This window comes from Glutamicibacter sp. BW80, from assembly GCF_002332385.1.
Lineage (GTDB): Bacteria > Actinomycetota > Actinomycetes > Actinomycetales > Micrococcaceae > Glutamicibacter.
Genome location: NZ_NRGV01000017.1, coordinates 219,246 through 242,646 on the forward strand (window position 1 = coordinate 219,246; position 23,401 = coordinate 242,646).

General features: G+C 62.7%; 23 protein-coding genes. 11 read left to right on the plus strand and 12 right to left on the minus strand.

Annotated elements, in window-relative coordinates; translation table 11 throughout:
* Nucleotides 1–443: 443 nt before the first annotated feature.
* Complete coding sequence (locus CIK76_RS05435) at nucleotides 444–1,028, plus strand: TIGR03086 family metal-binding protein (protein ID WP_096284211.1); 585 nt, start codon at nucleotides 444–446, stop codon at nucleotides 1,026–1,028.
* A 96-nt stretch (nucleotides 1,029–1,124) separates the two neighbouring features.
* Nucleotides 1,125–1,475: a VOC family protein gene (locus tag CIK76_RS05440; RefSeq protein ID WP_096284273.1), complete on the plus strand. Its 351-nt coding sequence runs from the start codon at nucleotides 1,125–1,127 to the stop codon at nucleotides 1,473–1,475.
* A gap of 95 nt (nucleotides 1,476–1,570) precedes the next feature.
* Here the strand turns inward: CIK76_RS05440 and CIK76_RS05445 are convergent, their stop codons facing one another.
* Complete coding sequence (locus CIK76_RS05445; RefSeq protein WP_096284213.1) at nucleotides 1,571–2,872, minus strand: cation:dicarboxylase symporter family transporter; 1,302 nt, start codon at nucleotides 2,870–2,872, stop codon at nucleotides 1,571–1,573.
* Between the two features lie 168 nt (nucleotides 2,873–3,040).
* Here CIK76_RS05445 and CIK76_RS05450 point away from each other — a divergent pair, with 168 nt between their 5' ends.
* Nucleotides 3,041–4,732, plus strand: a complete 1,692-nt coding sequence (locus CIK76_RS05450) for an ATP-binding protein (protein WP_096284215.1) — start codon at nucleotides 3,041–3,043, stop codon at nucleotides 4,730–4,732.
* Complete coding sequence (locus CIK76_RS05455; RefSeq protein ID WP_096284217.1) at nucleotides 4,729–5,451, plus strand: response regulator; 723 nt, start codon at nucleotides 4,729–4,731, stop codon at nucleotides 5,449–5,451. The genes CIK76_RS05450 and CIK76_RS05455 overlap by 4 nt, the downstream gene beginning before the upstream one ends.
* 221 nt (nucleotides 5,452–5,672) lie before the next feature.
* On the opposite strand, the gene CIK76_RS05460 is transcribed toward CIK76_RS05455, so the two are convergent.
* On the minus strand, nucleotides 5,673–7,577 hold the full coding sequence (locus tag CIK76_RS05460) for an AMP-binding protein (RefSeq protein WP_096284219.1): 1,905 nt from the start codon (nucleotides 7,575–7,577) through the stop codon (nucleotides 5,673–5,675).
* Between the two features lie 172 nt (nucleotides 7,578–7,749).
* On the opposite strand from CIK76_RS05460, the gene CIK76_RS05465 reads away from it, so the two are divergent.
* The 6 genes from CIK76_RS05465 to CIK76_RS05490 all read left to right on the plus strand — a co-directional run bounded on the left by CIK76_RS05465 (nucleotide 7,750) and on the right by CIK76_RS05490 (nucleotide 12,926).
* Nucleotides 7,750–8,400: a GntR family transcriptional regulator gene (locus CIK76_RS05465; RefSeq protein WP_096284221.1), complete on the plus strand. Its 651-nt coding sequence runs from the start codon at nucleotides 7,750–7,752 to the stop codon at nucleotides 8,398–8,400.
* On the plus strand, nucleotides 8,397–9,914 hold the full coding sequence (locus CIK76_RS05470) for an MmgE/PrpD family protein (protein WP_096284223.1): 1,518 nt from the start codon (nucleotides 8,397–8,399) through the stop codon (nucleotides 9,912–9,914). Before CIK76_RS05465 ends, CIK76_RS05470 begins: the two co-directional genes overlap by 4 nt.
* A 1-nt stretch (nucleotide 9,915) precedes the next feature.
* A complete protein-coding gene (prpB, locus tag CIK76_RS05475) occupies nucleotides 9,916–10,845 on the plus strand; it encodes a methylisocitrate lyase (RefSeq protein WP_096284225.1) in 930 nt (309 codons plus the stop codon).
* Between the two features lie 32 nt (nucleotides 10,846–10,877).
* The gene (locus CIK76_RS05480) at nucleotides 10,878–12,017 is read left to right on the plus strand and encodes a bifunctional 2-methylcitrate synthase/citrate synthase (RefSeq protein ID WP_096284227.1); all 1,140 of its coding nucleotides are present in this window, start codon (nucleotides 10,878–10,880) and stop codon (nucleotides 12,015–12,017) included.
* Nucleotides 12,018–12,150: 133 nt separating this feature from the next.
* A complete protein-coding gene (locus CIK76_RS05485) occupies nucleotides 12,151–12,648 on the plus strand; it encodes a DUF2975 domain-containing protein (protein WP_096284228.1) in 498 nt (165 codons plus the stop codon).
* Nucleotides 12,648–12,926, plus strand: coding sequence for a helix-turn-helix transcriptional regulator (locus tag CIK76_RS05490; protein ID WP_255248355.1), 279 nt, complete (start codon nucleotides 12,648–12,650; stop codon nucleotides 12,924–12,926). Before CIK76_RS05485 ends, CIK76_RS05490 begins: the two co-directional genes overlap by 1 nt.
* On the opposite strand, the gene CIK76_RS05495 is transcribed toward CIK76_RS05490, so the two are convergent.
* From CIK76_RS05495 to CIK76_RS05540, 10 genes are all read right to left on the minus strand, one after another.
* Nucleotides 12,923–13,414: an NUDIX domain-containing protein gene (locus CIK76_RS05495; protein ID WP_096284230.1), complete on the minus strand. Its 492-nt coding sequence runs from the start codon at nucleotides 13,412–13,414 to the stop codon at nucleotides 12,923–12,925. The genes CIK76_RS05490 and CIK76_RS05495 overlap by 4 nt on opposite strands.
* Before the next feature lie 19 nt (nucleotides 13,415–13,433).
* Nucleotides 13,434–14,393 carry a site-specific tyrosine recombinase XerD gene (gene xerD / locus CIK76_RS05500; RefSeq protein WP_096284232.1) on the minus strand — a complete coding sequence of 320 codons (960 nt, stop codon included), beginning with the start codon at nucleotides 14,391–14,393 and terminating at the stop codon, nucleotides 13,434–13,436.
* Between the two features lie 2 nt (nucleotides 14,394–14,395).
* Nucleotides 14,396–15,049, minus strand: a complete 654-nt coding sequence (locus tag CIK76_RS05505) for an NUDIX hydrolase (protein ID WP_096284234.1) — start codon at nucleotides 15,047–15,049, stop codon at nucleotides 14,396–14,398.
* Between the two features lie 68 nt (nucleotides 15,050–15,117).
* Nucleotides 15,118–16,800 (minus strand): CTP synthase, encoded by a 1,683-nt coding sequence (locus CIK76_RS05510; RefSeq protein WP_096284236.1) that lies wholly within the window; start codon nucleotides 16,798–16,800, stop codon nucleotides 15,118–15,120.
* Between the two features lie 101 nt (nucleotides 16,801–16,901).
* Nucleotides 16,902–18,650, minus strand: coding sequence for a DNA repair protein RecN (gene recN, locus CIK76_RS05515; RefSeq protein ID WP_096284238.1), 1,749 nt, complete (start codon nucleotides 18,648–18,650; stop codon nucleotides 16,902–16,904).
* Between the two features lie 103 nt (nucleotides 18,651–18,753).
* Nucleotides 18,754–19,779 carry an NAD kinase gene (locus tag CIK76_RS05520; RefSeq protein WP_096284240.1) on the minus strand — a complete coding sequence of 342 codons (1,026 nt, stop codon included), beginning with the start codon at nucleotides 19,777–19,779 and terminating at the stop codon, nucleotides 18,754–18,756.
* Between the two features lie 71 nt (nucleotides 19,780–19,850).
* The gene (locus CIK76_RS05525) at nucleotides 19,851–20,645 is read right to left on the minus strand and encodes a TlyA family RNA methyltransferase (RefSeq protein WP_096284242.1); all 795 of its coding nucleotides are present in this window, start codon (nucleotides 20,643–20,645) and stop codon (nucleotides 19,851–19,853) included.
* Nucleotides 20,642–20,812 (minus strand): hypothetical protein, encoded by a 171-nt coding sequence (locus tag CIK76_RS19315; RefSeq protein WP_176484100.1) that lies wholly within the window; start codon nucleotides 20,810–20,812, stop codon nucleotides 20,642–20,644. The genes CIK76_RS05525 and CIK76_RS19315 overlap by 4 nt, the downstream gene beginning before the upstream one ends.
* A 5-nt stretch (nucleotides 20,813–20,817) precedes the next feature.
* The gene (locus tag CIK76_RS05535; protein ID WP_176484101.1) at nucleotides 20,818–21,825 is read right to left on the minus strand and encodes an HAD-IIA family hydrolase; all 1,008 of its coding nucleotides are present in this window, start codon (nucleotides 21,823–21,825) and stop codon (nucleotides 20,818–20,820) included.
* A gap of 13 nt (nucleotides 21,826–21,838) precedes the next feature.
* Complete coding sequence (locus CIK76_RS05540) at nucleotides 21,839–22,657, minus strand: hypothetical protein (RefSeq protein ID WP_255248356.1); 819 nt, start codon at nucleotides 22,655–22,657, stop codon at nucleotides 21,839–21,841.
* On the opposite strand from CIK76_RS05540, the gene CIK76_RS19760 reads away from it, so the two are divergent.
* A partial coding sequence (locus CIK76_RS19760; RefSeq protein WP_255248357.1) for a hypothetical protein occupies nucleotides 22,610–23,401 on the plus strand: 792 nt, incomplete at its 3' end. The two genes, CIK76_RS05540 and CIK76_RS19760, sit on opposite strands and share 48 nt — an antisense overlap.

A 23,401-nucleotide genomic window follows, 5' to 3' on the forward strand; every position in this document is an offset into this window, starting at 1 on the left:
CTCACGATGGGTGAACCACACTTCCCGTTCGGATCGGACGATGTACTTGGTTAAAGGTTAACGGTTCGGTTCAAAAATTCTCGGGTTTGCGGTTCTCATACGGCGAGCCTTTACCTTGAACCTTAACTCAAATGTTGTAAGGGAGCTGAATGCCTCTCGGGCCAGCCGCAGCCGAAGAACACGTGGGCATTTCGCCACCCATGCACCGGCCGGCAGGGCGATGTGCTCAGTGCTCAATCCGGTGTGCTTCGCAATCAAGGCTCGACGATGGCTGCATCACGATTCTTTCACCAAATAATTGCCTGTCAGCCCATCGACTCCCCGATCTCCGCACTAGAACATCCGCCCTCTGGCGTTGTTATCGATAAACTGCTTCGGGAAACTTCATCTATGGATGTCGCGCACCCATCGCCACCTGGCCATGTGAATCATCTGGAGGAATCATGAGCACACCACAGCAGCTAACCGTCAAACAGCTTGAGCGCGCATTTTCCTCGGTCGCGGAACTCATCAAAGGCACTGAGTCCGGAGAGTACTCGGCGCCCACCCCATGCACCGATTGGACGGTGCGCGAGCTGATCGCGCACCTGGTCGGCATGAACCTCGTCTTTACCGCCCTCATGACCGAGCAGTCACCGCCGCAGCGCACGACCGACGTCCTGGGCGATGATTCGCTTGCCGCCTACCTCGATTCGTCCACCCGGCTGCTCGCCGCCTTCGATCATCCCGGAGCCCTTGAACGCAGTTATCAGAGCCCCATGGGTTCGGCCACCGGACAGGAGCGGTTGCAGATACGCATGTACGACCTGCTCGCGCACGGCTGGGATCTTGCCCAAGCCACCGGCCAGCAACTCGAGCCACTAGAGGACTTGGCCGAACAATCTTTGCAGTTCGTTCGGCGCCAGCTCGCAGATCAGCCCCGAACCGGGCGCTTCGATCCGGTGCAGGCCATCGCAGATGATGCGCCGGCGATCGAAAGGCTCGTAGCATTCCTTGGCCGTCGCGTCGAAGAGAATCCAATCCCGTAGTTTGAAAACCGCCCGGCTCAAAAGGCTTGCAGCAGTTCAGCTCCCGTGTTCGACTGGAACACCACGGTGCAGAATCCAGCAACGAAGGACAGAGCCATGATCAAAGGAATACTTGCCAATTGCACGGTCACCGATCTTGCACGTGCCGAAGAGTGGTACACCGTCTTATTCGGTCGCGAACCGGATCACCGGCCCATGCCTGGCTTGCTGGAATGGCATCTTGGAGTAGGTTACGGGGTGCAGGTTTGGTCCGAACCTGACCGTGCTGGCAACTCGACCATCGTGCTCGATGAGTCCGACCTTGATGCAGAAGCCGCTCGTCTGCTTGAGACCGGAATCGCGCATCAGGGTCCGCAATTGGGCGGAGGCGCGCATATCCTGCAGCTGGAGGATCCCGACGGAAATCGCGTAGTTCTCGCCGGAGCCCTGGTCATTCCGCTGCCCTGAATTCCGCGGCATAAAGACAACACGCCAACATCGAAAAAGTCCGCGGTTCCTCTTTAGAGGAACCGCGGACTTTTTGGGTTATGCATCAATCGAGACTAGTGGGCGTCTGGATTCATGGAGAGCTCATCGAACGGGCGGTCGCCGGCAAGCACCGCGCGGGCCTGCCCCATGTCCAGTTCCTTGGTCCACTTGCCGATCAGCAACGTGGCCACCGCGTTACCGGTGAAGTTGGTCAGTGCGCGAGCCTCGGACATGAACTTGTCGATGCCCACGATCACGCCCATGCCGCCAAGCAGTTCCGGACGGTGCGCCTGCAGTCCGGCGGCCAATGTGGCCAGCCCCGCACCGGTGACGCCGGCCGCGCCCTTGGAAGCGATAATCATGAACAGCAGCAGGCCGACCTGCTGGCCGAGGTTCATCGGCATATCCATGGCGGTGGAGACGAACAGCGCGGACATGGTCAGGTAGATCGCGGTTCCGTCGAGGTTGAAGGAGTAGCCGGTTGGCACGGTGATGCCCACTACCGGCTTCGAGACACCGACGTGCTCCATCTTGGCGATCAAGCGCGGCAGCGCCGACTCGGAGGACGAGGTGGAGAAGATCAGCAGGTATTCGCGGGCCAGGTACTTCAGCAGCGAGAAGATGTTCAGGCCGGTGACCAGGCGCAGAATAGTTCCGAGGATGACCACGATGAACACCGCACAGGTCAGGTAGAACGCGCCCATCAGGATGGCCATCGAGCCGATGGCGGCCCAGCCGGTGGCGCCGACCACGGCGGCGATTGCGCCGAAGGCACCCAGTGGAGCAACCCACATGATCATCATCATAATGCGGAAGACGACCTGCTGAATGCTCTTGATGCCGTTCAGCACCGGCTCGCCCGACTTGCCCATGGACTGCAGGGCGAAGCCGACGATGAGCGCCAGGACCAGGGTTGGCAGCACCGGCAGATCACCGGGAATCAGTTCCAGCAAGAAGGCGACGGTCGGATTCTCGGCGCCTCCGGCACCGGCCTCGTAGGGCTTGAGTTCCAGGCCTTCGCCGGGGTGGATCAGATTGCCCACCAGCAGGCCCAGGGCCAGCGCGAAAGTAGACATGGTCATGAAGTACAGCAGCGCCAGACCGCCGACCTTGCCCACAGTGGCTGCTTTGGCGATCGAGCCGATGCCTAGGACAATGGTGCAGAAGATGACCGGTGCGATGATCATCTTGATCAGCGCAACGAAGCCGGTGCCCAGCGGCTTCAGCGCCTTGCCGAGGTCCGGGGCGATCAGCCCGACGGCCGCGCCGAGCACCACGGCGGCGATCACCATGATGTAGAGCCAGTGGGTGCGGTCCTTTTTCTTGACCGGTGCCTGCGACGCAGGGTCCTGCGGAACTTGTTCTGTGACAGCCATGGAGATTCCAGCCTTAATATGCCGAGGGGCCAGCTCAACGTCATTATCGGGCTGGCGCGTAAAATCGTTCTTGTCCCATCGTGCGCGCCAAAGTGATCCGCCTCTCTATTGCGTTCATATTGTTCACACAGCCGAAACTTAAACTTCCCCGACGAAGGAGTCAGCCAGATGGCCAGCAACCCGCAGGAGGGTGCCGCTGCCAATGCGCCGGTCCCGTTGACCCGCGACGGCTGGTCCTTCGCCGCACGAATATTCGCCGCGCAGATGCTGCTGGTCATTGTGGTGGTGGTGTGGCTGGGCATCGCTTCCTACCAGCAGCAGGCCCGGGTGGTGCTCGATGTACGCCAATCGACCGTGGCCACGGTGTCCACCACCTTGGCCAACGACCCGTTTGTGGTAGACGCCTTGCAGCAGCCGGACCCCGGCGCCGGCTTGCAGCCTTACACCCAGGACATCTTGTCCCACGCGCCGACGATAGATTTCATCACGATCATGACACCGGACCTGCTGCGCGTGACCCACCCGAATCCAGCACAGCTGGGCAAACGCTATTCCGGTTCCACCGCGCAGGCACTGCGCGGGCAGGTCTATTCGGAGCAAGCGGTGGGAACCCTCGGCCGCTCGGTGCGCACCATCGCCCCGGTCTACGCCGCGGACGGCACCCTGGTCGGCATGGTCGCCACCGGCATCACCCTGGAGAGCCTGCAGGTGCTCTACCGCGAGGAGCTCCCGCAGATCCTGCTGGTTTCGCTCTTCGCCCTGCTCTTGGCCGGTTTCACCTCCTGGTCCTTCTCCCGGTACATCCAGAGCGCCACCCTCGGCTTCGGCCCGCACGGGCTGCGCCGGCTCTACGCCTTCTACTTCTCCGCACTGCATTCGGTCCGCGAGGGGCTGATCCTGCTGGATCGCAAGCACCGCATCGTGCTCTACAACTCCGAGGCGGCCCGGCTGCTGCAGCTTCCGGCGCAGACCCCGTCCGGCGGGTTGGAATTGGCCGACGCCGGCTTGCCCGACACCCTGCGCGAGCTGATGGCCGGCGGCCGAGCCGCCCGCGATGAAATCCATCTGGGCCACGGATCGGTGCTCGCCGTGTCGCAGAGCAACGCCCGGCTGACCGGCACCCAGCTGCCCGGCCGCTACCGCCTGCCCTTGCGCTGGCTGCGCGTGCAGCCGCCCACCGGGCAGGTGCTCACCCTGCGGGATCTGACCGAGGTACAGGAGCTGACCGGCGAGGTGCAGTCGCTGAAGACCTTCTCCACCGCCCTGCGCGCGCAAACCCACGAACATGCAAACCGCCTGCACACCATCGCCACCCTCATCGAGAACGGCAGCTCGGACAAGGCGCTGGCCTTCGCGGTCGACGATCGGCAGCACTCCCAGGCGCTCACCGACGCGATCGTGCGCAATATCGACGATGTGTACCTCTCCAGCTTGCTGGTGGCCAAGTCCGCCCAGGCGCACGAGCGCGGGGTGACGCTGAGCATCAGCGCCGAAGGCGTGGTGCGTCCGGACACCTTCCACGCCACGGACATCGTCACCATCGTGGGCAACCTGCTCGACAATGCGCTGGACGTCTCGGTGGGCACCGCGGAATCCACCGTCTGGGTGGAGGTCACCGCCCTTGAGGACGAGGTCATCATCGCGGTGGCCGACTCCGGCCCGGGCATCGAACCCGAATTCTTGGAGAACCTGCTGCGCTTCGGGGTGAGCACCAAGCAGGGCAGCGCACCGCGCGGGCTCGGTTTGGCCCTCGTCCAGCAGGCGGTGGCGCGGCTTCATGGAACAATGACGATAGACAACGACGCCGGTGCGATCTTCACCGTCACCCTGCCGGTACCGCCCAAGGAGGAGCACGCGTGAGCCACACCGAGCCGACCGCCGAATTCCTGGTGCTGGTGGTCGACGACGAACCGGAAACCGCACGCGCCCACGCCACTTATGTGGATCGGGTGCCGGGCTTCCGCACCGGAGCCATCGCGGCCAATGGGCACGGCGCCCTGCAATTGCTGGCCGAGGCGCACGCCGCCGGCACGCCCTATGATCTGGTCCTGCTGGATATGACCCTGCCGGATCTGCACGGCATCGACGTGGCCCGGCGCATGCGGGGTCGCGGCTACACGCTGGACATCATCGCGATCACCGCGGTGCGGGACCTGGCGGTAGTGCGTTCGGCGGTGGCCACCGGTATCACCCAGTACCTGATCAAGCCCTTCAGCTTCGCGGTGTTTGCCGAAAAACTCGAAAACCACCGGGCGTTCATCGCCACCATGCAGTCCACCGGCTCCTCCACCTCGCAGGCCTCCATCGATACCGCATTTTCCGCGCTGCGCACCACCAGCGCCTCGGTGTCCCTGCCCAAGGGGCTGATCAGCCAAACCCTGGAGCAGGTGCGCACCCATCTGGCAGCCAGCCCCGCCCGAGCCTTCTCGGCCACCGAGCTCGGCGAAGAACTGGGGCTCTCGCGGGTGACGGCGCGCCGCTACTTGGAGCATCTGGCGATGTCCAATTCGGCGGTGAAGCAACCTCGGCACGGCACCCGCGGGCGGCCGGAATTCGAATACCGGCACAATTCGAGCTAGCGCCGTCCGTGGCGGAATAAGGTTTCCGCCACCTTTTCTCGCGGTGTTCGGCACGATTCGCTGTGATTCCAGAGGCAAATGGTGACCGACTGCGCAGCCTGGTTAGCGATCTCGGTGGTGCTCGTCTTAGGACTTTATCCGCCGCACAAGGCAAGGGCCTGGCCCCGCAGAATTTCTGCGGGCCCAGGCCCTTGCAGCGTTAACCGCTGGAGGGTTCCTGGCTAGGCCTGCGGACGCAGGTACCGGGTCAGGTCATCGAGCACCGTGGGGTCTTCGATGGTCGAGGGCACCGTGTAGTCCTTGCCGTCCGCGATCTGCCGCATGGTCTTGCGCAGGATCTTGCCCGAACGGGTTTTGGGCAGTCCGGCGACGACGGTGACCTCGCGGAAGTCGGCGACCGGGCCGATATGCTGGCGCACCAGCGCGACGATCTCTTTCTTCAGCGTCTCCTCATCGGTGTCGACGCCGGTTTTGAGCACCACGTAGCCGCTGGCCCGCTGCCCCTTGAGCGCGTCGCTGATGCCGATCACCGCGCATTCGGCGACCGCGGGATGGCTCGCCAGCACCTGCTCCATCGCCCCGGTGGACAACCGGTGCCCGGACACGTTGATCACGTCATCGGTGCGGCCCATCACGAACAGATACCCGTCTTCGTCCAGGAAACCCGAGTCGCCGGTCAGGTAGAAGCCCTCGATCTGGCTCAGGTAGGTGTCGATGAACCGCTGGTCGTTGCCCCACAGGGTGGTCAGCGCGCCCGGCGGCAGCGGCAGCTTGATCACGATGTTCCCCTCGGCACCGGCGGGCACCTGATCACCCAGTGCGTCGCGGATCTCCACGTTGAATCCGGGGACCGGGGTGGTCGGGCTGCCGGCCTTGGCGCTCAGCTCCTCCAACCCCAGCGGGTTCGAGGCTATCGGCCAGCCGGTTTCGGTCTGCCACCAGTTATCCACCACTGGGATTCCCAACAGATCCACCGCGAAATGGTAGGTGTCCGGGTCCAGCCGCTCACCGGCGACAAAGAGCGCGCGCAGCGTGGACAGGTCGTGGGCGGCGATCATGGCTCCGGAGGGATCCGCCTTGCGCACCGCGCGGAGGGCTGTCGGCGCGGTGAACATCGTGGTGACCTTGTGGTCCTCGATGATGCGCCCGAACACGCCCGCGTCCGGGGTGCCGATCGGCTTGCCCTCGTAGAGCACGGAGGTGGCCCCGGCGATCAGCGGGGCATACACGATGTAGGAGTGCCCCACCACCCAGCCCACATCCGAGGCGGTGAACATGACATCGTCCGCGTGCACGTCGTAGATCGCATTCATCGAATACTGCAGCGCGGTGGCGTAGCCGCCGGTATCGCGCACCACGCCCTTCGGCGCCCCGGTGGTCCCGGAGGTGTACAGCACGTACAGCGGATGCGTGGAGGGAACCGATACCGGTCCGGCCGGCTGCGCGAGTTTGGCCAGCTCGTCCCAATCCAGCCAGTTCACCGCCGCCGCGCTCTGGTATTCGCCGGGCGTATGCGCAAAGCCTTCGCGGTGGGCGACGATGACATCGCGCACCGATTTGTCGGCGAGCGCCAGCGCCTCGGCCACGGCCGGCAGATATTCGATATGCCGCGAGGGTTCGATGCCGCCGGAGGCGGTGACGATGGCGACCGGCGCGCAGTCGTTGATGCGCGCGGCCAGTTCCTTGGGCGCAAATCCGCCGAAGACCACCGAGTGCACCGCACCGAGCCGCGCGCAGGCGAGCATGGAGATGGCCGCCTGCGGGATCATCGGCAGGTAGATCAGTACGCGGTCCCCGGTTTCCACCCCGCGGGATTTGAGCACGCCGGCGAAGATTTCGACCTCGCGAAGCAGTTCGCTGTAGCTGTACTCGGTCTTCGTCCCCAGCATTGCCGAGTCGTAGACCAATGCCGTGGCGTCTCCGCGCCCGGCAGCCACATGCCGATCCAGCGCATTGGCCGACAGGTTAAGCTCGCCGTCCGGGAACCAGTTGTACAACGGCGCCTTCGAGTCGTCGACGGCTTGGGTGGGTTCCCTATCCCATTGGACATCTTGTGCGGCGGTGAGCCAGAACGCGGCCGGATCGGTAGCGGCCAGTTCAAAGGCCTGACGGTATTCCTGTGCCATGTTTCCCTCCTGGGGCCGGGCGTCATCACCCGGCGGCTGTGCGGTAGCTTCGATTCCAAGCGTATGAGCGCAGTCACATGTTCGCAAGTCTTATGTATACATTTCTCGTTATTTAACGAAAAGTATTCGGACCTACTGTCGCTTTTTTGCTATTCGTGTATACAATCGAACCATGAAAGCAAGCGATAAGGTCTACGAGAGCCTGCGCCGAGACATCGTCGAATGGCGCTTGTCACCGGGCACGGTGCTCGCCGAGGTGGAGCAGTCGGCCAGGCTCGGAGTCTCCCGAACCCCGGTGCGTGAAGCCCTGGCCCGCTTGGTTGCCGACGGGCTGGCGGTGCAGCAGCGCGGGCGCGGTGCGATCGTCTCCGAGGTTTCCGAATCCCACGTCGAGGACCTGTTCGTCTTGCGCCGGGCGCTGGAGTGCGAAAGCGCGCGGCTCGCGGCCCGCTCAAGCCAGAGCGAGGCCTTCGCCGAGCTGGCGAGGCGCTTCGAAACGGCCGCTAGGCAGCTGCGTGCAAGCACCCCCACCGAGGGCTACTACGAGCTGGTGGGCGAACTCGACGAAATGATCGACGACGCAGCAAATAACGCCTACCTGTCCAACGCGCTGCGCACGCTGCGCGTCCACCTGCAACGGGTGCGCCGGCTGGCCAAGGACAACCCCGAACGGCTAGAGCAATCCGCCGGAGAGCATGCGGCGATCGCCCGGGCCATCGCCTCGGGCAAATCCGAGGTCGCCGCGGCGGCCACCACCGTGCACCTGCACCAATCCTTTGAACACATCATGACCCACGCGGTCGCCTCTGAAAGGACACCATGATCAATCATCCAGTTCGCGTTTACCGCTCCGAGGAAAATCTGGCCCGCGAGGATCAGCTTGCCCACAAGATCGCAACCGTGGCGGTCGACCCGGTAGAGGTCACCGCCGAGGTCACCGACATGATCATCAACCGCATCATCGACAACGCCTCGGTAGCCATCGCCTCGCTGAACCGCGGCCCGATCATCGCCGCCCGCACCCAGGCACTGGCCCACGCGCCGTCCACCGGCGGGGCGGGCGCCAACGTCTTCGGCATCACCGAGAAGGTCTCCCCCGAATGGGCGGCCTGGGCCAACGGCGTGGCCGTGCGCGAGCTGGACTACCACGACACCTTCCTCTCGGCCGAATACTCCCACCCGGGCGACAACATCCCGCCGATCCTCGCCGTCGCCCAGCACACCGGGGCCTCGGGCAAGGATCTGATCCGCGGCATCGCCACCGGCTACGAGATCCAGGTCGACCTGGTCAAGGCGATCTGCCTGCACAAGCACAAGATCGACCACGTAGCCCATCTGGGCCCCTCGGCCTCCGCCGGCATCGGCACCCTGCTCGGCTTGGATCTGGAAACGATCTTCCAGGCCGTCGGCCAGGGCCTGCACACCACCACCGCCACCCGCCAGTCGCGCAAGGGCGAGATCTCCACGTGGAAGGCCCACGCCCCGGCCTTCGCCGGCAAGATGGCCGTCGAGGCCGCCGACCGCGCAATGCGCGGGCAGACCTCCCCGGTCCCCATCTACGAAGGCGAAGACGGCGTGATCGCCTGGATGCTCGATGGCAAGGACGCCGCCTACGAGGTGCCGTTGCCCGAGGCCGGCGAGGCCAAGCGCGCGATCATGGACACCTACACCAAGGAGCACTCCGCCGAATACCAGGCGCAAGCCTGGATCGACCTGGCCCGCAAGCTGCACGGCGAGCACCCGGAAGCCACCGATCCGAAGAACGTGGCCTCGGTGCTGATCAAGACTTCCCACCACACCCACTACGTGATCGGTTCCGGCGCCAACGACCCGCAGAAGTACGATCCGACCGCGTCGCGCGAAACCCTGGACCACTCGATCCCTTACATCTTCACCGTCGCGCTGCAGGACGGTGCCTGGCACCACGTGGACTCCTACGCCCCGGAGCGAGCCGGACGCGCGGATACCGTCGAACTGTGGCACAAGGTCACCACCGAAGAAGACGCCGAATGGACCCGCCGCTACCACTCGCTGGACATCGCGGAGAAGGCCTTCGGCGGCAGCGTCGAAATCACGCTGAACGACGGCACCGTGATCACCGATGAGATCGCCGTGGCCGACGCGCACCCGCTGGGCGCCCGCCCCTTCGCCCGCGAGCAGTACATCAACAAGTTCCGCAGCCTGGCCGCGGGCCTGGTGGACGAGCAGGAGATCGACCGCTTCATCGCGGCCGCCGAAAACCTGGAAAACCTCGGCGCCGGCGAGCTGGAGCAGCTGAACATCGTCGCCGCCACCGGCGTGATCGACCAGTCGAACGCACCGAAGGGCCTGTTCTAACATGCTGTACTCAACCCTCACCCCCGCCGCGAAGCGGGTCGCGCTGCGCGAAATGCTCACCCCGGGTGCCGCCCGCCAGTTCCCCGGGGCGTTCAACCCGCTCTCGGCCAAGCTGATCGGCGAGAAGAACTTCGACGGGGTCTACATCTCCGGCGCGGTGCTCGCCAACGACCTGGGCCTGCCGGACATCGGGCTGACCTCGCTTACCGAGGTCGCCACCCGCGCCGGGCAGATCGCCAGGATGACGGACCTGCCGGCGATCGTGGACGCGGACACCGGATTCGGCGAGCCGATGAACGTGGCCCGCAGCATCCAGGAACTCGAATACGCCGGCCTGGCCGGCTGCCACATCGAGGACCAGTTCAACCCGAAGCGCTGCGGCCACCTGGACGGCAAGAACGTGGTGGACACTGACACCATGCTCAAGCGCATCGCCGCCGCCGCGGACGCACGCATCGATGAAAACTTCCTGATCATGGCGCGCACCGACATCCGCGCGGTCGAGGGACTGGACGCGGCGATCGACCGGGCCAAGGCGATGGTCGACGCCGGGGCGGATGCGATCTTCCCCGAGGCGATGAAGAACGTTGCGGAATTCGAAGCGGTCTGCAACGCGGTCGACGTGCCGGTGCTGGCGAATATGACCGAGTTCGGCAAATCCGAGCTGTTCAACCGCCAGGAGCTTGCCGACGCGGGCGTCGCGCTGATCATCTACCCGGTGACCTTGCTGCGCAGCGCCATGGGCGCCGCCGAGCGTGTGCTCGACGCAATCAGCGAGGATGGGACTCAGGAGCGCGAAGTGGATAACATGTTAACTAGGTCACGCCTCTACGAGCTTGTCGACTACGAGGCGTACAACCGGTTCGACACCGGGATCTTCAACTTCCAAGTCCCCACCCTGGACATCGATACCAACAACTCGAACCTCTAGCACGGGAATCCATCAACGAAGAGGATGAACTCATGACCACCACCGAGGAAATCAAGAAGGGCCTAGCAGGGGTCGTCGTGGACTACACGGCCGTCTCCAAGGTCAATCCGGACACCAACTCGCTGCTCTACCGCGGCTACCCCGTGCAGGATCTCGCGGCGAACAAGTCCTTTGAAGAGGTCGCGTTGCTGCTTTGGACCGGCGAGCTGCCCAGCGAGTCGGAGCTGACCGAATTCTGCGCCTTTGAGCGGGCTAATCGTGCGCTCGATCCGCGGGTGAAGGCAGCCATCGACCTGCTGCCCACCGACTGCCACCCGATGGATGTCGGGCGCACCGCCGTCTCGGTGATCGGCGCGAACCACCTGGAGGCGGAGAATTCCTCCCCCGAGGCGGAACTGCGCAAGGCGAAAGAGCTTTTCGCCGCCTTCCCGGCGGTCGTCGCCTACGATCAGCGCCGCCGCCGCGGCCAGGAAGTGGTACCTCCGCGCGAGGACCTGGACTACTCGGCGAACTTCTTGTGGATGACCTTCGGCGAGGAAGCCGCCCCGGCGGTCGTCGACGCGTTCCGCGTGTCGATGGTGCTCTACGCGGAGCACTCCTTCAACGCCTCCACCTTCACCGCACGAGTGATCACCTCGACGCTCGCGGATCTGCACTCGGCGGTCACCGGCGCCATCGGCGCCCTGAAGGGTCCGCTGCACGGCGGCGCCAACGAGGCGGTGATGCACACCTTCGACGAGATCGGAATCGACAAGAACGAGTCGCGCAAGGATGCCGCAGCCCGCGCCAAGACGTGGATGGAGCAAGCCCTGGCCGAAAAGAAAAAGGTCATGGGCTTCGGCCACCGCGTCTACAAGCATGGCGACTCGCGCGTGCCGACCATGAAGGCCGCGCTGGATAAGATGATCGAGCACTACGATCGCTCCGAAATGCTCGGCCTGTACGACGGGTTGGAATCCGCGATGGACGAGGCGAAGGCGATCAAGCCGAACCTCGACTATCCGGCGGGCCCGACCTACCACCTGATGGGCTTCGACACCGAAATGTTCACGCCGATCTTCATCGCGGCGCGAATCACCGGCTGGACCGCTCACATCTTCGAACAGCGCGCCTCCAACGCGCTGATCCGACCGCTGTCCGCATACAACGGCCCGGAGCAGCGCGCCCTGTAAACACCTAGGGCAGCTACGGTTCATTCGGCGGGGTCGGACCTACGGGTCCGACCCCGCTCTTGCGTTTCCGGCACGTTCAGTCTATTGTTTTTCGATAGGTATACATCGCTAAGCGACAATTGGAGAGTGTCACATGGGTAAATTGAGCACTTTGGCGTTGCGAATCGTGCTGGGGCTGGTAGTCCTCGGCTCGCTCTTCATCCAATGCTTCATGATCCCCCTGGCGGCCATGGAGCTGGCGGACCGTCCAGCAGAGTTCGCCTACCTGCGCATCTCATTGTTCAGCTACGCGGTACTGGCCCTGCTGATCGTTCAGATCTGCTGCGTCTGCGTCTGGAAACTGGTCGCCCGGGTGCGCCGCGGAACGGTCTTCACCCACGCCTCATTCAAATTCGTCAACATCATCATCACTGCAATTGCCTCCGGGGCGGTGCTGACATTCATCCTCGGGACGATCATGGCCCCGGGCGAGGCGGTGGCTCCCGGCGTAGTGCTCCTGGTCGGCGGATTCGGTGTCCTGCTAGCGGGCATTGCCCTGATCGTCTTGGTGCTGCGCCACCTGCTGTCGCAGGCGGCGAGCACCGAAGCCCAAGCGGCCCTGCTACGCACCGAGTTGGGCGGGGTGATTTAGTGGCCATCCGAGTGGATATCGATGTGATGCTTGCCCGACGCAAAATGGCGGTCGGCGAATTGGCCGAGCGGATCGGCATCACCCCGGCCAATCTTGCGGTCCTGAAGAATGGACGTGCCAAGGCGGTGCGCTTCAGCACACTGGAAGCGCTGTGCCAGGTCCTGGATTGCCAGCCGGGCGACCTTCTGATTTTCGAAGCCGAAAGCCACGATCCGCGCGGATCCGGTTCTCCGCTGCCCCAATCCACGTTTCCATCCGACGCGTCGAAAATAGGCTAGCCCCAGGGCTCGAAATCGATCGATTGCACCGCCAGATTATCCGCCGCCAGAATGATCTTCGCGGTGAACCGCTCCCCTGCAGCCAAGGCCGGGAGCCAGAGCGGGGAATCCTCCCACATCTGCCTCACCGGCAGTTCGCCGACAGGGAACCACAACGGTTCAAGTTCCTCGCTGGGCACGGGCATCCCGCTGGCGATTCGCGCAGTGAAGACCGCACAGTCCATATTCGCGCGCGGATTCGCCGGAAAAGTAAAGGTCACCCGGGCGGCGAACGTCAGATCTGCCGATTGCACACAAACCCCGGTCTCTTCGCGGAACTCCCGCATCGCAGCGTGCTGCGCAGACTCCCCGGGATCGATCTTTCCTCCCGGCAGCACGATGTTCCCCTGCCCAAAGCCGCGCAGCTTGCGTCCCAATAGCAGCTCGGTGCCCCGGGTGCCTTCGCGCAGCAGCGCCAAGAGCGCGACGGGTTGCGGCTGGGTCACCATCACGCTGGTCTCCGCACCGCTAGTTCACACGCGGGTGCGCGAAGAGGTACGCCTCCCGCAGTGAATCGACGGTGACCTTCGTGTAGATCTGCGTGGTGGTGACCGAGGCATGGCCAAGCAGCTCCTGCACCACGCGCACATCCGCACCACCCTCCAGCAGATGGGTGGCGAAAGAGTGGCGCAGCGTGTGCGGGGAAACATCGCCTGGAATCCCGGCTCGTTCGGCGGCTTTGGACAGGATCAGCCACACCGACTGGCGCGAGAGCCGCCCGCCGCGCTGATTCAAGAACAACGCGGGAGTGCCCTTGCCTTTGGCGGCCAGCCCCGGACGTGCCCGCACCAGATAGTCGCTCACCGCGCGTTGCGCATATCCGCCCACCGGAACAACGCGTTCCTTGGAGCCCTTGCCGAACAGCCGCACCACCGCGTCGGCGGCGAAGTGCAGGTCATCGACGTCCAGGGCGACGACCTCGGAAATGCGCGCCCCGGTGGAGTACAAGAATTCGAGAATCGCCCGATCGCGCAACCCCGCGGGGGTATCGAGAGCGATCGAGTCGAGGATCTGGGTGACGGCAGAAATACTGATCGCCTTGGGCAGCGACTGGCCGACGGCCGGAGGCTGCACCTCGCGGGCCGGATTCGGGGAGCAGATTTCCTCCAGCTCCCAATACTTATGCAGCTGCCGGATGGCCACCGTATGCCGGGCGACCGAACGCGCCCCCAGCGCCTGGTGTTCCGCATCCCCTCGGGCCAGCTGCTGCAGGTAGCCGCTGACCTCATTCTCGGTGAGGCGTGCCGGGTCGGTGATGCCGCGCGCTTCCAACGCTTCTTGGTACCGGGTCAGATCCCGCCGGTAGGACTCCAGCGTATTCTTCGCCAGTCCGCGTTCGATGGCCAGATGCTGCAAGTAGCGGCGTAGCTCGGAAGCGAACTTCGAGGACTTCGGGCTTGGTACCGCGGCGCGCTCGGGACTGCTCATCGCTACGATGAGGTTTTGCTGCGCAGCCCCGGGTGCGCTTCGAAGGCGCTGTTCGCCTCGCGTAGCGAGGCATAACCGGTGGCTCGGGCCGCGTGCGCTGCCAGCAGGCCGACGACCGCCGAGGGGTTGTGGATCTCCCCGGCGAGCACTGCGGCAACAGCCTCGTCCAAGGGCACCCAGCGGGTGATGATTTCGGCTTCCTCTTCGGTCCGTGCATGGCGTTGGTCCGCCGGCACCAACTGCACATCGCGCGCCAAGAAGATGCGCAACGCCTCTGAGGAAGATCCCGGAGAGAGGAACACGTCGGTGAGCACCGACCAGGTCTGCGCGGTGCTATCCGCTTCTTCCCAGAGCTCGCGCTTCGCCCCGTCCAGCGGCGGCTCGCCTGCCACATCGAGCAGGCCAGCGGGAAGCTCCCATAGCCGCATGCCTACCGGATGACGGTATTGGTTAACGAGAAGGACCCGTTCACGCTCATCGAGGGCGAGAATCGACACGGCACCAGGGTGCACGATGTAGTCTCGCTCGATGCGGGTTCCATCATCCGAAAGCTGCACCGTGTCGTGGACGACATTCCAGATGCGTCCTTCATAAACGGTTTCGCTGGCGATGAGCTCTCGTGGTGAAAGTTCATCGGCTATCGGTTGTGGTTCCACGCGAACGGGCCCTTCTATTGGTATTACCTTGCTGGTACTACCTTAGACGGTTTAGAACCGGGTTTCGCTTAGGCGTTGCGCTTGGCCAGCGCCGCGGCGACCAGACCTGCAAACAGCGGGTGCGGACGAGTTGGGCGGCTGGAGAGTTCCGGGTGGGCCTGCGTGGAGACGTAGTACGGGTGTACGTCCTTAGGCAGTTCCACGAACTCGACAAGCTGGCCATCCGGGGAGGTTCCGGAGAAGACCAGACCTGCTTCTTCGAGCTGCGCACGGTAGGCGTTGTTGACCTCATAGCGGTGACGGTGTCGCTCTGCGACCTCGGTCTTGCCATAGGTTTCGGCCAAAACCGATCCTGCTGCGAGCTTTGCGTCATACAGTCCCAGACGCATGGTGCCGCCAAGATCGCCCTTGCCGTCAACGATGTTCAGCTGCTCTTCCATGGTCGCGATGACCGGGGTGGAAGATTCTGGATCGAATTCGGTCGAGGAAGCCCCTGGCAGGTCGGCCATATTGCGGGCGTACTCGATCACCATCGACTGCAGCCCCAGGCAGAGGCCGAGGGTCGGAATCTGGTTTTCGCGAGCGAAGCGCAATGCTCCGAGCTTGCCTTCCAGACCGCGAATGCCGAATCCACCGGGGACACAGATCGCTTCGACGCCCTCAAGTGACGTGCGTGCACCGTCTTCGGTGTCGCAATCATCCGATGGCACCCAGCGAATCTTGACCTTGGCTTCGTTGGCGAAACCACCGGCCTTCAGCGCCTCGGTAACCGACAGGTAGGCATCTGGCAGATCGATGTACTTGCCCACCAGGGCGATGGTCAATTCATGCTTCGGGTTGTTCACCACGTCCAGCAGGCGGTCCCAGCCCTCCCAGTCCACGTCGCGGAACTTCAGCTCCAAGGTCTGCACGATATAGGCGTCAAGGCCCTGGGAGTGCAGGATCTTGGGAACTTCGTAGATGCTTGGCGCGTCGGCGCAGCTAATGACCGCTTCGGTTTCCACATCGCAGGTACGGCCGAGCTTGGCGCGCATCTCGTCGGGGATTTCACGGTCCGAGCGGATCACCAGAGCGTCGGGCTGAATGCCGATGGAGCGCAGGGCTGCCACCGAATGCTGAGTTGGCTTGGTCTTCAGCTCATGGCTTGGACCGATGTATGGAACGAGGGAGACATGCACGAAGAAGGCGTTCTTCCGGCCGATATCCTGGCGGACCTGGCGGGCCGCTTCAAGGAATGGCTGGGATTCGATATCTCCGACGGTGCCACCAATTTCGGTGATGATCACGTCCGGGGCGGACTTGCCGGCACCGGGTTCGGTGGCGGCCAAACGCATGCGGCGTTTGATCTCATCGGTGATATGCGGGATGACCTGAACGGTATCGCCCAGGTATTCGCCGCGACGTTCGCGTTCCAGAACGGTTGAGTAAACCTGGCCGGTGGTCACATTCGCGCTGCCTGGAAGGTTTTCATCCAGGAAACGCTCATAGTGGCCAATGTCCAGGTCGGTTTCTGCGCCATCGTCGGTAACGAAGACTTCACCGTGCTGGAAGGGGTTCATTGTACCTGGATCGACGTTCAGGTACGGATCGAGCTTCTGCATGGTCACTGAGAGACCACGAGCTCGAAGTAGATGTCCAAGGCTGGATGCCGTCAATCCCTTACCCAGGGAGGAGGCCACACCGCCGGTGACGAAGATATGCTTTGTCGTTTCAGACGACCGAGAATCACGAGTTAAATTACGCTGCACCACGGGATTTCATCCTATCACCATTGCTCGCTTGCGCGAATACCGACCATCCACTTTGCAACTCTACGACACGCAACCGCGATGCCAAAGTCCGTTTCCGCAATCTATCGTGCGCTCTTCGTCACCAGGGCGTCGACCATCTTTCGCGCGTCGGCGAGCAGCTCTTCGGCATGCGCCTGCGCGGTATCGGAATCCTCCTGACCTGCCAACATACGCGCCAATTCGCGCACACGCTCGGACTCGTCCAAGGTGATTACATCGCTGGCGGTAAACCCTGCACCGGCTGTGGATTTTCCATTTGAGGTCTTGATCACCCGGATATGGCGATCTGCGTAAGCGGCGACCTGAGGCAGGTGTGTGACCACAATGACCTGCACATGGCGGGCCAGCATGGCTAACCTCTCACCAATGCTTACCGCCGCCTTGCCGCCCACGCCCGAGTCGACTTCGTCGAAGATGAAGGTTGGCACCGGGTCGACCGCGGCGAGTACTACCTCGATGGCAAGCATGACGCGTGAGAGTTCGCCTCCACTGGCCCCCTTGCCCAGCGGCCGCGGCGAGGCGCCGGCGTGCGGAGCAAGCAGCATCTCGATCTGGTCTTGGCCGTAGGCACCAAGCTCAGGCAATTCACTGATCTCAACAAAGAGCCTCGCATCCGGCATGGCCAACGCCGTCAATTCCTCACTGACCCGCTTGGAGAGCTTTGCGGCCGCCTTACGACGAGACTCGGAAAGTTCGGTAGCCAGCGACGCAGCCTTCTGCTCCAGCTCGACCACCGTGCTTTCGAGCTCCTCGATGCGGCAGTCATCGGAACCAAGCTGCTCCAGCCGCTGTCGGGACTCATCAGCCCAGGCAAGCACCTCATCGATGCTTGGTGCGTACTTGCGCAGCAGCTTATTCAGTTCCGCGCGGCGGGATTCAATCAGTGCCAGCCGCTCCGACCCCTCTTCATCGAGGTCCGAAACATAGCTGGCCATATCGCTAGAGAGCTCAGAGGCGAGAATGCCCAATTCTGCGGCGCGATCGGCAAATGCAGCCAATGCAGGATCATCGCCGCTTGACTGCGCGAGCACACCGCGAGCGGATTCGGCCAGGGTGGTGATCCCGGGGGTCTCAAAATCTTCGCTGTCGACGATCGCGCGGGCCTGCTGGCTGGCGCTACGCAGCGATTCGACATTGCCCAGCTTGATTGCGGTTTCGCGCAGTTGTTCGTCTTCGCCCGGCATTGGCTCCAGCGAATCGATCTCGTCGAGAGCCAGTCGTAGATTTTCGGCTTCGCGCACCCGATCTCGCGAGTCTTGCTTCAGCGCCGAGAGTTCCTTGCTGGCGGCGCGCCACTGCCGATAGGTGCGCTGATAGCTGCTTAACGTGCGGGCAAGGGCCGAGCCAGCGAAACGGTCCAGTGCGTCGCGCTGCGCGCCGGCTTCCTTCAGACGGATCTGATCGGACTGGCCATGCACCGCGACAAGCTCTTGGCCCAATTCGGCCAGCAGACCTACCGGAGCGCTTCGCCCTCCGACAGTCGCCTTCGAGCGCCCCTGCGCGGACAGCGACCGAGTGAGGATCAGTTCGCTCTTCTCCCCCACCTCGTCCACGAACGCGCCGGCATGGGTGGCGGATTCAAGTACGTGATTGTCGGGCTCCAGATGCACGACCGCTTCGGCCAGCGCATGCTTGGCGCCGTTTCGCACGGCTCCTGCATCGGCCCGCCGTCCAAGCAATAGTGACAAGGCGGTGATGACCATGGTCTTACCCGCACCCGTTTCACCGGTGACTACCGTCAACCCCGGCCCCAGTGGCAGGGTCGCCTTAGTGATCACGCCAAGGTTGGAGATCGAAATTTCCTGAATCATAGCCCGCTCCCGGTCGTTCTAGTTCATGCGTTCCACTTCTCGTCCTAATAGTACTTGCTCAATCGTAAGTTTGTTCTAATATCGTTGCTGCGGGTCGTGTTTCCTACTGCTTAGTTTCGTCACGTGCTATCAAGGGGATGCTTGGTTCGTCCTTGTGGTGCGGCTCAATGCTTTGAAAGCCCGGGCCGGTCACCTGCAGCGCGGTGGTCGCCGGACGACGATCGTCCTCGTCGGCAGGCCCACGCCAACCCTGAATGGGCAATTCAAACTTCTTCACCAGACGTTCGGAGAAAGGAGTGGTGTTCAAACGAGCCATGCGTACCGGTATTTCGCTGCGCGTAACCTCGATGCGTGCACCCGGAGGCAGGTCGATGGTACGACGCCCGTCGCACCACAGCACCGCACCGGCCTCTGAACGAGTGAGCGTCTCCACAGCCATAACCGAGTCCGGGGAAACCACCAGCGGTTTGGCAAACAGCGCATGCGCACTAATCGGGACCATAATCAGCGCGGCAACCTCTGGCCAAACTACAGGGCCTCCAGCCGAGAACGCATAGGCGGTAGATCCGGTGGGGGTAGCCATCACGACGCCATCGCAGCCGAATGTGGAGATCGGTCGACCGTCTACCTCGATTACCACTTCGATCATGCGTTCACGATTGGCTTTTTCAACGGCGGCTTCATTCAGCGCCCAAGTTTCGGCCAGGCAGACATTGTCCAACCACACCTTAACCTCGATGGTCATCCGCTCTTCGACGGAATATGCACCTGAAACGAGATCCCGTACGGTGCTCGCCAGCTCGGAGCGCTCGGCCTCCGCAAGGAAACCGACATGCCCTAGATTCACGCCGACCAATGGCAACGGCGCTTGGCGGACCAGTTCCGCGGCGCGCAGCACCGACCCGTCGCCGCCAAGGACTACGCCCAGATCCACCTCATCGATGGTGCAGTCCTGGTCCAAGATCTCCATCGGAACCTGCAGCCCGTGGCTGGCATCGAGCACTGCTTCGTGATCCTTTTGACGCATTACCGGCATCACACCTGCCGCATCGAGCAACCCACAGGTTTCGATGGCCGCGGCGATCGCTTCTTGGCGCCCGGTGTGGGTGAAAACTAGAATGCGTCGCAAGGCAGGCTGCCCCTCTCTGGTTCGAGCTATGCGCTTGGCGCTGAGTATGTCACCGCACAAGCAAGTCACTTCTAAGAGTAGTCAACCGCGTCCCACATTTCGGTTTCACTGACCGATTGTTGATGACCGGTTGGAACTTTTCCGAGCCAGAGGAAGAATTCAACGTTGCCGTCTTGTCCGGGCAGCGGGCTGCGGGCTACTCCGCAAAGCTCCAGCCCGGCTTCCTGCGCGGATTTCACAACACCTTCGATGGAGCTGCGGCGTAGTTCGGGAGATGAAACCACACCGGTGCGGTTCAAGTGGTCTCGGCCAACTTCAAACTGCGGCTTGACCATCAACATCAAGGAACCGCCCGCGCGTGTCGCTCCCGCAAGCGCAGCGATCACCAAGCGCAAGGAGATGAAGGACAAGTCTGCCACTACAAGGTCGACTTCTCCCCCGATATCTTCGGGTTTCAGATAACGAACGTTAAGCCCTTCAAAAACCGAAACCCGTCGGTCTTGGCGGATCTGATCGACGAGCTGGCCATGCCCAACATCGGCTGCCACTACGTGCTTAGCCCCGCGGCGCAATAGCACATCGGTGAACCCGCCGGTCGAAGCTCCGGCATCGAGACAGCGCATAGACATTGGGTCGACGGTCGTAAACACATCTAGTGCTCCGGCAAGCTTGTGCCCGGCTCGGGAAACGTATTCTTCGCCGATACTGGCCAGCACATCGAGCCTGGCCGTGATCGGAATTTTTTTAGCAGCCTTGGTGACGCACACTCCATCGAGCAGCACCCGGCGGGCCTCGATGAGCTTTGCGGCCTCGGTGCGCGAACGGGCCAGAGATCGAGAAACAAGTTCCTGATCTAGTCGGTTCATCCGTGGAGCTCCGTGGAATTGAGTTCGGCTTGGAGGGAATCGAGCAGCTGCTCGTAAACTGCGGCGTGCGCGATCACATCCTGCTGCGCCAGCGAGGATAATGTTGCGTCTACCCGCTGGTCGTCAATGTGGACTACCGGCTTGGACCCAGGGGTTTCCATGTTCACGTCGTTCACCTCTGTGCTCGTCGCAGGGTATCCAATCCGCGGGCGGTGAATTGGATTTCTGGGCTGACATGTTCTTGCTGCCGCGAATGAGCCAGCCACCATGCGTGACACGCGGCCCGCCAGGCATTCAGGTCCGATTCGTTCCCGTTGACCTCAATGGATTCGCCTTCCACCTTAGCTACGGACTCGCCGACTTGAACCCCGTACCCGAGGACCTTGATCGTCGGATACGGCCGGTAGAGGTCCGCGAGGCTTGAAATCAAGTAGTTTGGGCGTTCGGCTACTGGTGCCCCGAGCGCCGTACGCGGGGAATCTACGCCGGTCAGCACCAGCGCGGTTGAGAACCCCGCCCGATATCCACCGAGAATATCGGTGTCCAGACGATCACCGACTACCAATGGGCGCCGAGAATCGAGTCGGTCCGCGGCGCGGGAGAATAGATAGGATTCAGGCTTGCCGGCCACACGTGGGGTCACGCCGGTGGCCAGTTTTACCGCGTGGACCAACGAACCGTTACCCGGGGCGATGCCCTCGGCGCGCGGAATCGTGAGATCCGTGTTTGTGGCAACCCACTGGGCGCCGTTGTTGATGGCATAGCTTGCCTCGGCTAGATCGTTCCATGCGACGTTAGGATCGAAGCCTTGGATCACCGCCACCGGTTCGTCTTTGTGCGATTCGACGACTTCCAGTCCCCGCACCGCAATGCATTCACGCAGATACGGGGACCCGACCACTAGGACCTTGCTGCCCGGGTTCAATTCGCGTGCCAGCATTTCGGCGCCGGCATCGGCAGAACCGAAAACCTGCTCAGCACCGGTTTTCACACCAAGCTGACGCAGGTGGGCCGCGACCGACATCGGCGACCGCCCCGCATTATTGGTGATGAACGCCAGGGCGACGTTTACTTCGGCTAGTGCATTCAACGACTCGACGGCGTCGGGGATCCCATTGGGACCCGCATAGACGACGCCATCGAGGTCGGAAAGCACAGAATCAAATCCGGAGATCAGCATTCGGTACTAGTTCCTACTTCTGGGAGTCGGTTTCGGTCTCGATCTCGGCGTCGGCCTCTTCGGCTTGAACCTCGACCAGTGCGTCTTCTTCATCGATGCCGGTCTGCTCGGCAACTGAGGCGTCTTCGTCAATGCCGTCTAGTTTGGCATCAACTTCGTCTTCCTCGGCTTCGTCCGAGTCGGCCTCTGCGACAGCATCGTCCTCATCAGCTACGACGACGATGTTTTCATCAACAACGTCCTTGGCGCGTGGACGCTCATCCTCTTCGTCCATCTCTGGAGCCAGATCCACAATGAAGGATTCGGTTTCTTCCTCGATGCCTAGGGCCCGCTCGGCAGTAGCGACCTGAGCAAACCAGCGCTTTGACTCTTCGCCACGTCCAGCTGCGGAAAGCAGATCAGCGTAGGCGGTGAACAAACGAGGGCTGAAGGAATAAGCACGGTTGAAGTCTAGCTGCTCCAAGGACTCCAGTTCCGACAGGGCCTTATCCAGTTGTCCCAAGTCACCGAAGCAGCCGGCCGCAACCATATGCATTTCGACCTTCACTGCGGTTTCCAGATTCGCGCATTCCTCGGAGTGAGCAAGTTCAATAGCTTTTTCGGCACGGCCCAGGCCTCGCAACGAGTCGGCAATCAACGGCAGGTTATAGTCCGAACCGGAGATCCGACGGTGAGTGCGAAGTTCACGCAATGAGTCAGCATATTTGCCTGCGTGGTAGGCAGCGATGCCAACTGCTTCGCGGACAACCGCAACACGGCCGCCACGACGGGAAGCTGCCAGTGTGTGCTCGTAGGCCAGCTCTGGTTCTTCTTCAAGCAGACGCCCTGCCATTACAAGGTGCTTAGCAACCCAGCTTGCCGAACGCTCTTCGAGGTAGCGAAGCTGGGCGCGTGCAACGCGATCCAGCTCTTTACCGGTAACGTCCTCGTCGATTTCTGGCGACTGCTCACGGTCGGGGCGGTTCGAGATTCGCAGGTCGCCCGGGTTGTGAGCGCGAGGTGCCTCTGGTCCCCGGTCGTCAAAGCGGCTTCCGCGATCGGGGCGGTCGCCCTTGCTTCGGAAGTCACCGCGGTTGTCATCACGCTTGAAGCCGCCACGGTTATCGTCGCGTCCGCCACGGAAGCCGCCTTCGCGGTTGTCATCACGCTTGAAGCCGCCACGGTTATCGTCACGTCCGCCACGGAAGCCGCCTTCGCGGTTGTCATCACGCTTGAAGCCGCCACCGCGGTTGTCATCACGCTTGAAGCCGCCACGGTTATCGTCACGGCTGCCACGGAAGCCGCCTTCGCGGTTGTCATCACGCTTGAAGCCGCCACCGCGGTTATCGTCACGCTTGAAGCCACCACGGTTATCGTCACGGCTGCCACGGAAGCCGCCTTCGCGGTTGTCATCACGCTTGAAGCCACCACCGCGGTTATCGTCACGCTTGAAGCCACCGCGATTGTCGTCGCGCTTGAAACCACCACGGTTATCGTCACGGCTGCCACGGAAGCCGCCTTCGCGGTTGTCGTCACGCTTGAAACCACCGCCACGGTTGTCGTCACGCTTGAAGCCACCACCGCGGTTGTCATCGCG